Raw genomic sequence first — 9,401 nt, 5'->3', positions numbered from 1 at the left:
GCAACGGCCGCCATATCCGCCTCTGCTACGACGACAACGGTCTGCCGCACAGCATTTACGACGGCAGCGGTCGACGCTTCCAACCCGTATTCTCCTCCATCTGTCTGAACGACAACGATCCCGACTTCGACCCGGCCGGGGAGCGGGACGTCTTCGTTTCCGAAGACGAGCGTTTCTACGTCAACCGCCTCACCTCCGTCACCTTCAACGGCAAGGAACTGGTGCGCTACGACTATGACGGCTACGGCGATTTGACCGCCGTTTACGGACGCGACGGCAAAAAACTGCGCGGTTTCGCCTACCGCAACCACATTATGGTCGAACACAACCAGCCCAACAGACTGGTATCCCGCTACGAATACGACCGTTACGACACCGACGGCAAAGTGCTCAAAAGCAGCAACAACCTCGGCGAAGAATGGACGTTCGACTACCGCAAAGACCATACCGTCGTTACCGACGCATTGGGACGGACGGAAGTGTAGGGTTTCGACGAAAACTGGGAACTTAGATGATGTAAATATAGCTCGTGAAAGCGTATTTTGTAATTTAAGTGCTGGTAGTAGTGGATATGTTAAAGAACGTCCCGAACATAACGGTGAAACGATGAAAACGCCCAATCGCGGACATTGCCGCACAATCCATGTTTGACGGGATTGAAATGGATATAGTCTGTGCAACGCTGCAAATCGATTTCGTCGCGCACGGTGTGTTCGTAAAAACGCCGTTGCCAAATACCGCGTTCGTTCCGCCGCTGTTTGCTGGCAGACAGGTTTTCGGCATGAGGGAAATGTGCGGAGAATTTGGTTTTAATCAGCCGCCAGCGCAGGGAATAATCCGTATCGTCAGGCGGCAGCGTCCAAATGGCGTGAATATGGTTCGGCAGTACGCATACGGCGACGGTTTTAAAGGGATATAGTTTTTGCACATCCATATAGGCCGCACGCGAAGTCGATATGTTCGACAAGCAGGCGCGATTTTGGGTTGGCGAGTTTGACGGTGAAAAAGAATGTGCCGCCGGCAATGAAGTTTCTGCGGTAACACGCCATAGGATTTTTGTTTTTGGTTTGAGCGTTGGAGAAGGAACGGTTTGTTGTTTAAGGTTTTAACTTTGTTGAAGTTGATGTTTTCAGACGACCTTTGAGGTCGTCTGAAAAGTTGAAATAGCAAACCGTCAATCAACCAACCGCACGCGGTCGGTTGGATAAGCGCAAGCTAACGCTCGCTACAAAATTTTAATTATTTTAAATAATCAGTGCATATTGCTAAATTTTCAGAGTAAATTAACAATTCATTTCCCTTTCGTTTTGTCTGTAATGAATAATTAATATTAAATGGAATCCGACCGTATCCATCATATAAATTATATATCTCAGGAGTATTATCATACGTAACGACCCAATATTTATTAATTTTTTTTATAGAGTCTGCAACTAAAGCATGATCTTCTGGAAGATAAAAGCTAGTATAAAGGGATGATCCTTTATTATAATATGGAGGATCAATAAAGAAAAAAGTATTATCTGGGGTGTAATTCTCTACTTCATTTATAAAAGCTATAGCATCTAAATTTGTTAGATGAATTCTATTTGAATATTTTTTTATCCTTTTAATACGTTCAATCAAATCACTTTTATTAAATCTACAATCTATTTTATAAGCTCCACTTTGATTTTTGCCTCCTATTGCACCTGCTCCTTTTATTATGCCAGATCGATTAGTTCTATTTAAGAAAAAAGTAGAAAATCCAAGGTGAAGATAATCATTTAAATTGCATCTAGAGTTAATTTCCTTTTGTTTATGCCATTCATCTATGGTGATAGGAGTGGAATTAATTAGTTCAATAAATTCTTTTGTATGATTTAATATGGAAAACCAAAAACTCCATATCATAGGATCTATATCATTAATATGGATTTCACTTACAAAGCCATCATACATTAAACCTAAAGCAAGACCAGCTCCTCCTGCATATGGTTCTATATAATGACATCTTTGTAGCGCATTGTTATATATTAATGCTTTAGTAAACTTCAGCATCGAAAACTTACCACCAGGATATCTTAGTGGAGAAAATGAATAACTTGACATAAATGTTTTACCAATCAGATAATTTAATTTTGATTATTAATATTATTTATAATTGCTATTAATAATGGAGTAATAACCTCAAAATCGTTAATAATTTGTTCATAATTAAAATTTGCTGCAGTAGGATGATGTTTTGTAGTATTTCCACTCTCATGAAATCTTTGAACGGCCTCCTTGATAGCTTTATGTTTTTTACTATCAAAACCTAGACTGCTAAATTTATTATTGATATATGCTGACAATTCACCTCCATCTCGACCATGTAAAAAAGTCAATGATTCTAAAAAAGACCATATACCAACAGTTATAAGAGCAGGATGCTTTTGTACTGATATTTCATTTAAGGAATAGTATATTTTCGATAATTTGTAATTATTAAGTAGTTTTAATTTATCCATCAAATCCTTTGAATTAACCAATTTGGTTCTAGGTTTTGGAGAAATATTTTTTATTGGCTCACTTTGTGGTTTTTCAGCAATATTTTCGAGATTATTTTGAATTATATTGGTGCCATCATCAATTTTATCATCTATTGAGTATGATGATTCACAAGTTGAATTATTAACATCATCACTTTTACTAGAATCTTCATTATTTTTATTGAATTGAACATATTCACGAATTTGCTCACTAGTTGAATGTGTTCGTGTGTCAATTTTCCCTTTAGCAACATCATTAATGAAAATTGTGAAATATTCCATATTTATTTCACTTGGATTAAACTCTTCTATTTTGTTTGATATTCCAATTAAATTTTTAAAATCATGATTAGTTAAGAATCGTTGTACTACTGATAACTTTCCCCTTCTAGTATCTGTTGTTAATAACCCCTCTTTTTCTGCATAGTCTAAAAGCAGTTGTGCTAATGTATTTTTACTATCTCCAAAATGACGAGTCTTTTGTTCAGAATCCCATTGACGACGACCAATCCCTTGTTGCTGCCCTGCATGAATTCTTGTTAACCACAAATCAACATTTTCTTCATCTTCTATAACGATAACTTCTAATTCAGAAATATTCTCCCAATTACTAGATAACTCAAGAAATTTTTTTTGAAACTTTTGAGGTGCACGATAAGGATCATTTAGGAGTTTTATTGCACATAATCTACGGTTCCCTTCTGCAACAACATAAGTACCTGTTTTATCATCTTTTACAACTGCTAAATTTTCCAGTGGGTTTAAACCATACAAGGCAATATCTTTAGCTAAATTAAAAATATCTTCATTCTCACAAAGATACTTAATGGTTTCTACTTCTGATTGATATGGAATATGTCTTGGATTTTTTAAGTCTAAAAAGATTTTATCTAACTGAATAAACTGCCGATTATGTTTGTTTGAATCCATTTCTTTCTCTCATGTAAATATGAATAAGATGAATAAACTATAATATATTAAAGATACTCTTCAAATACTTCCCAGTATAACTCCCCTTAACCTTCGCCACTTCCTCGGGGCTACCTGAAGCGATAATTTTACCACCACCGTCGCCACCTTCCGGCCCTAAGTCCACAATCCAATCCGCAGTTTTAATGACGTCAAGATTATGCTCAATAATCACTATCGAGTTGCCTTTGCCTTTCAGACGACCTATGACTTCGAGCAGCAGGGCGATGTCGGCGAAGTGCAGGCCGGTGGTGGGTTCGTCGAGGATGTAGAGTGTTCTGCCGGTGTCGCGTTTGGATAGCTCTAGGGCAAGTTTGACGCGCTGGGCTTCGCCGCCGGAGAGGGTGGTGGCGGACTGGCCGAGGCGGATGTAGCCGAGGCCTACGTCCATTAGGGTTTGCAGTTTGCGCGATACGGTGGGGACGGCGTCGAAAAATTCGCGGGCTTCTTCGACGGTCATGTCGAGTACTTGGCTGATGTTTTTGCCTTTGTATTGGATTTCGAGCGTTTCGCGGTTGTAGCGTTTGCCGTGGCAGACTTCGCAGGGGACGTATACGTCGGGCAGGAAGTGCATTTCGACTTTAATCACGCCGTCGCCTTGGCAGGCTTCGCAGCGGCCGCCTTTGACGTTGAAGGAGAATCTGCCGACGTTGTAGCCGCGTTCGCGCGAGAGGGGTACGCCGGCGAAGAGTTCGCGGATGGGAGTGAACAGGCCGGTGTAGGTGGCGGGGTTGGAGCGCGGGGTGCGGCCGATGGGGGATTGGTCGACGTTGATGACTTTGTCGAGGTGTTCGAGGCCGTGGATGTCGTCGTATGGGGCGGGCTCTTCTTGGGCGCGGTTGAGTTCGCGGGCGGTAATTTTGGCGAGGGTGTCGTTAATCAGGGTGGATTTGCCGCTGCCGGATACGCCGGTGATGCAGGTAATCAAACCGAGCGGCAGTTCGAGGGTAACGTTTTTGAGGTTGTTGCCGCGCGCGCCTTTGAGGACGAGCATTCGGTCGGGATTGACGGGCGTGCGTTCAGACGGCACGGCAATGGATTTTTTGCCGCTGAGGTATTGTCCGGTAACGGATTTTTCGCATTTGGCGACGTTTTCGGGCGTGTCGGCAATCAGTACGTTGCCGCCGTGTTCGCCCGCGCCGGGGCCCATATCGACGACGAAATCGGCTTCGCGGATGGCGTCTTCGTCGTGTTCGACCACAATCACGCTGTTGCCCAAATCGCGCAGGCGTTTGAGGGTGGCGAGCAGGCGGTCGTTGTCGCGCTGGTGCAGGCCGATGGAGGGTTCGTCCAACACATACATTACGCCGGTTAGTCCGCTGCCGATTTGGCTGGCAAGGCGGATGCGCTGGGCTTCGCCGCCGGAGAGGGTTTCGGCGGAGCGGGAGAGATTCAGGTAATCCAGCCCGACGTTAATCAGGAAGCCGAGCCGCTCGGTGATTTCTTTGAGGATTTTTTCGGCGATTTGTTTTTTGTTGCCGTCCAAATCCAGCGTTTCAAAGAATTGGTGGGTTTTGGTCAGCGGCCAGGCGGAAACTTCGTGCAAAGGTTCGCCGCTGACGTAAACGTAGCGGGCTTCTTTGCGCAAACGTGCGCCGCCGCAGCTCGGGCAGGCGCGGTGGTTTTGGTATTCGCGCAGTTTTTCGCGCACGGTTTCGCTGTCTGTTTCGCGGTAGCGGCGTTCGAGATTGGGGATGATGCCTTCGAAGGCGTGACTGCGGTTGAAGGTGGTGCTGCGTTCGGATAGGTAAGTGAAATCAATGACTTCTTTTCCCGAGCCGTGCAACACGACTTTTTTGACTTTTTCAGGTAGCGTTTCCCAAGCAGCCTGCACATCGAAACCGTAATGCCGCGCCAGCGATTGAATCATTTGGAAATAGAACTGGTTGCGCTTGTCCCAGCCGTCAATCGCGCCCGTTGCCAGCGACAATTCGGGATGCGCGACTACTTTTTCGGGGTCGAAGAAATTGGTGTTGCCCAAGCCGTCGCAAGTCGGGCAGGAACCCATCGGGTTGTTGAACGAAAAAAGGCGCGGCTCTAATTCGGGCAGGCTGTACGAACACACGGGGCAGGCGAAACGCGCGGAAAACCAATGTTCTTCGCCGCTGTCCATCTCCATTGCCAGCGCGCGCTCGTTGCCGTGGCGCAGCGCGGTTTCAAAACTTTCCGCCAGCCGCTGCTTGATGTCCGCCTTCACTTTCACGCGGTCGATGACCACGTCGATATTGTGTTTGATGTTTTTTTCCAGCTTCGGCACTTCGTCCAACTGATAGACCTCGCCGTCCACGCGCACCCGCGCAAAACCCTGCGCCTGCAAGTCGGCAAAGAAATCGACAAATTCGCCCTTACGCTCGCGCACCGCCGGCGCCAGAATCATCACGCGCGTGTCTTCCGGCAGCTTCAACACGGCATCGACCATCTGCGACACGGTTTGGCTGGATAGCGGCAGATTGTGTTCGGGGCAATACGGCGTGCCGACGCGGGCGTACAAAAGACGCAGGTAATCATGGATTTCCGTTACCGTGCCGACGGTGGAACGCGGGTTGTGGCTGGTGGATTTCTGCTCGATGGAAATTGCGGGCGACAGTCCTTCGATCAAATCGACATCGGGCTTGTCCATCATCTGCAAAAACTGCCGCGCATAGGCGGAAAGGCTCTCGACATAACGCCGCTGCCCTTCGGCATACAGCGTGTCAAACGCCAGCGACGACTTGCCGCTGCCTGACAATCCTGTTACCACCACGAGCTTGTGGCGCGGAATGTCCAAATCGACGTTTTTCAAATTATGCGTACGCGCGCCGCGGATGCGGATGGTGTCGTTGTCGCGAGCTTCTGAGTGGGGAGTTTTGCTGTCGTTTTGATGATGGTGGTTGCACATGGTCGGACTGTCTTAAGCGGCTAAAATAAAACGGCTATTGTAACACTTTTCGCTTGGGTTTCAGACTGCGGGAGGTCGTCTGAAAAGTTGGGGAGCGGATTTTCAGACGACCTTTGGTCATTGGAGGGAATGGATTGTTAATGGCTTTTGTTATTACGGAGTTTGCTTATCGTTTTGGGTTTTCGCTATTCGGGCAAGGTCGTACTGTAAGAAAAGGATGTAAATTTCAAAAAATTATAGTGGATTAACTTTAAACCAGTACGGCGTTACCTCGCCTTGCCGTACTATCTGTACTGTCTGCGGCTTCGGCGCCTTGTCCTGATTTAAATTTAATCCACTATATGATGGCGTAACGGCCGTATTGGGGAATGCGAAGCGTGTTTCCCGAGTACGGCTTTTTTATATTTAAACTGCTTTTTGATTTGGATTTTTAATATAGTGAATTATTAAAAACTATCATATCGGTTTGTTGCATTGTTAAATAAAAATACCATATCTTGTGTTCTTATGATTTAATTCACACCATATATTGTATTTATGAGTAGCAAGTCATGGCAGCGTTGAAATTCACAATCGAGCAAATCGTATGGCAGGAAGTGCCGGGCGAAGTGTCGCTGGCGTTTCTGTTTTCCGGCTGCCCGCTGCGCTGTAAAGGCTGCCACAGTGCCGATGCGTGGAAAGAGGGTGTCGGCACGGAATTGACCGAGGATTATTTGAAAGGCCGTCTGAAACGCTATCGCGGGCTGATTAGCTGCGTGTTGTTTATGGGCGGGGAATGGCAGCCGGAAGCTTTGCAGAAAATGTTGGGCATCGTGACGCAGGCAGGTTTGAAAGCCTGTTTGTACACCGGTTTGGAGCGTGAGGAGCTGGAGGCGGTTTCAGACGGCATCCTGCCTTATCTGACGTATCTGAAAACCGGCCGCTGGCAGATGGAGCTGGGCGGTTTGGACAGCCCGACAACCAATCAGAAATTTATCGATTTGTGCACGGGCGAGGTGTTGAACCGCTTGTTTATCAAAGACAAACCCGCGCCCAAAATCATCCCGATTACAACCCAGCCGCAGGCGGCCGCTTTTCAGACGGCCTGAGGCTTTTTTATCCAACTCACACAGGAGGAATTAACATGATTCGGCTGCATCCCGAACAGTTAAACGGCAAACTGCAATTCATGCACGACTACATCAGCGCGCAAAACGCGGCGGACGGCTCGAAAATGGACGCCAATGCCAACGTTACCCAGAAAAACATCGCCACGATGGAAGCGGAAATCATGAAAGACTTTTTCGTGCAGATTAACCGCGCCCAAGTGTCGCGCAAAATCGCCGAAATTTTCGACCAATCCGTCGCCGACGAATACATCCGCCAGATTGAGGCGCATGAGATTTATGTGCACGACGAAACCAGCCTTAAGCCTTATTGTGTGTCGGTTACGCTGTATCCCTTCCTGCTCGACGGCTTAAGCAAACTCGGCGGCGAATCTAAAGCGCCGCAACATCTGGCTTCGTTTTGCGGTTCGTTTATCAACCTTGTGTTTGCCATCAGCGCGCAGTTTGCCGGCGCGGTGGCGACGGTGGAGTTTCTGACCTATTTCGACTACTTCGCCCGCAAAGACTACGGTGATGATTATTTGGAAACCCACGGTAAAGAAATCGCCAACCATATGCAGCAGGTGGTATACAGCATCAACCAGCCCGCTGCCGCGCGCGGTTATCAGAGCGTATTTTGGAATATTTCCGTTTACGATCAATACTATTTCGATGCGATGTTCGGCGATTTCGTCTTCCCCGATTTCAGCAAACCGGTGTGGGCGAGCGTAGCGAAGCTGCAAAACTTCTTCCTCAAATGGTTCAATCAGGAACGCACCAAAGCCGTTTTGACCTTCCCCGTCGTGACCGCTGCGATGCTGACCGACGGCGGCAAATGCAAAGACACCGTGTTCGCCGACGAAATGGCGAAAGAGTTAGCGGAAGGCAATTCCTTCTTCGTTTATCTTTCCGATAATCCCGACTCGTTGGCTTCCTGTTGCCGCCTGCGCAACGCCATTGAAGACCGCACCTTCAGCTACACTCTTGGCGCGGGCGGCGTGGCGACCGGTTCCATCAACGTCATCACCATTAACATGAACCGATTGGAGCAAGACGAGCGCGACCTTGCCGCCGAAGTGGCCAAAATCCACAAATACCAATACGCCTACCGCAAACTGATGGAAGAATACCAAGCCGCCGGAATGCTGCCCGTTTACGATGCAGGCTTCATCACGCTGGACAAACAGTTCCTCACCATCGGCATCAACGGCATGGCGGAAGCCGCCGAATCAAAAGGTATCAAGGTCGGCTACAACGACGACTACATCAACTTCGTCCAAGGTCGTCTGAAAACCATATTCGAAGCCAACCAAGCCGCCAGCAAACACTATGGCGTGAAGTTCAATACCGAGTTTGTCCCCGCCGAAAACCTCGGCGTGAAAAACGCCAAATGGGACAAAGCCGACGGCTACAAAGTCAGCCGCGAATGCTACAACTCCTATTTCTACGTCGTTGAAGACGAAGAAATCAACGCGCTCGACAAATTCCTGCTGCACGGCAAAGAACTGGTGGACTGGCTCGACGGCGGCTCCGCGCTGCACCTGAACCTTGACGAAGCCCTGCCTGAATCCGGCTACCGCTCGCTCTTGGACATCGCCGCACAAACCGGCTGCAACTACTTCTGCGTGAACGTGCGCATTACCATCTGCAACGAATGCGGCCATATCGACAAACGTACCCTGCACGCTTGTTCCGCCTGCGGTTCGCACGACATCGACTACGGCACCCGCGTCATCGGCTATCTGAAACGCGTATCGGCATTCAGTAGCGGTCGTCGCAAAGAACACGCGCTGCGGCATTACCATCGTAAAGCGGCTTGATGGCATTAAATAGATAAAGGTCGTCTGAAAACCGGTTTTGGGTTTTCAGACGACCTTTTGGGTTTTGTCTAGGACTTTATAAAGGATGGACGAGTTTAAACTGCGGTATTTATAGTGGATTAACTTTAAATCAGGACAA

7 protein-coding genes and 1 pseudogene are annotated in these 9,401 nt (G+C 47.3%); 4 read left to right on the top strand and 4 right to left on the bottom strand.

Annotation, left to right across the window (positions count from 1 at the left end; genetic code table 11):
- Nucleotides 1–485: pseudogene (locus HMPREF3277_RS15680) on the top strand (sugar-binding protein); the annotation flags it as partial.
- An 89-nt stretch (nt 486–574) separates the two neighbouring features.
- Here HMPREF3277_RS15680 and HMPREF3277_RS12750 read toward each other — a convergent pair.
- Nucleotides 575–934: an REP-associated tyrosine transposase gene (locus HMPREF3277_RS12750; protein ID WP_094113538.1), complete on the bottom strand. Its 360-nt coding sequence runs from the start codon at nt 932–934 to the stop codon at nt 575–577.
- Between the two features lie 22 nt (nt 935–956).
- Between HMPREF3277_RS12750 and HMPREF3277_RS15060 the strand changes: the two genes are divergently transcribed.
- The gene (locus HMPREF3277_RS15060) at nt 957–1,109 is read left to right on the top strand and encodes a hypothetical protein (RefSeq protein WP_168168271.1); all 153 of its coding nucleotides are present in this window, start codon (nt 957–959) and stop codon (nt 1,107–1,109) included.
- Between the two features lie 130 nt (nt 1,110–1,239).
- Here the strand turns inward: HMPREF3277_RS15060 and HMPREF3277_RS12745 are convergent, their stop codons facing one another.
- From HMPREF3277_RS12745 to uvrA, 3 genes are read right to left on the bottom strand one after another with little or no spacing between them, the layout of a single operon-like run.
- The gene (locus HMPREF3277_RS12745; protein ID WP_070871334.1) at nt 1,240–2,091 is read right to left on the bottom strand and encodes a DNA adenine methylase; all 852 of its coding nucleotides are present in this window, start codon (nt 2,089–2,091) and stop codon (nt 1,240–1,242) included.
- A gap of 23 nt (nt 2,092–2,114) precedes the next feature.
- Entirely contained in the window at nt 2,115–3,440 is a 1,326-nt protein-coding gene (locus HMPREF3277_RS12740; RefSeq protein WP_070871333.1) for a ParB N-terminal domain-containing protein, read from the bottom strand.
- Between the two features lie 37 nt (nt 3,441–3,477).
- Nucleotides 3,478–6,357: an excinuclease ABC subunit UvrA gene (gene uvrA / locus HMPREF3277_RS12735; RefSeq protein ID WP_070871332.1), complete on the bottom strand. Its 2,880-nt coding sequence runs from the start codon at nt 6,355–6,357 to the stop codon at nt 3,478–3,480.
- A 551-nt stretch (nt 6,358–6,908) separates the two neighbouring features.
- Between uvrA and nrdG the strand changes: the two genes are divergently transcribed.
- Both nrdG and nrdD read left to right on the top strand, forming a co-directional pair.
- Entirely contained in the window at nt 6,909–7,445 is a 537-nt protein-coding gene (gene nrdG, locus HMPREF3277_RS12730; protein ID WP_070871331.1) for an anaerobic ribonucleoside-triphosphate reductase activating protein, read from the top strand.
- A 35-nt stretch (nt 7,446–7,480) separates the two neighbouring features.
- Nucleotides 7,481–9,262, top strand: a complete 1,782-nt coding sequence (gene nrdD, locus HMPREF3277_RS12725; protein WP_070871330.1) for an anaerobic ribonucleoside-triphosphate reductase — start codon at nt 7,481–7,483, stop codon at nt 9,260–9,262.
- Nucleotides 9,263–9,401: the final 139 nt, after the last annotated feature.

Source organism: Neisseria sp. HMSC70E02, from assembly GCF_001838645.1.
GTDB classification, from domain to species: Bacteria; Pseudomonadota; Gammaproteobacteria; order Burkholderiales; family Neisseriaceae; genus Neisseria; species Neisseria macacae.
This window is presented reverse-complemented; position numbering and strand designations above follow the sequence as displayed.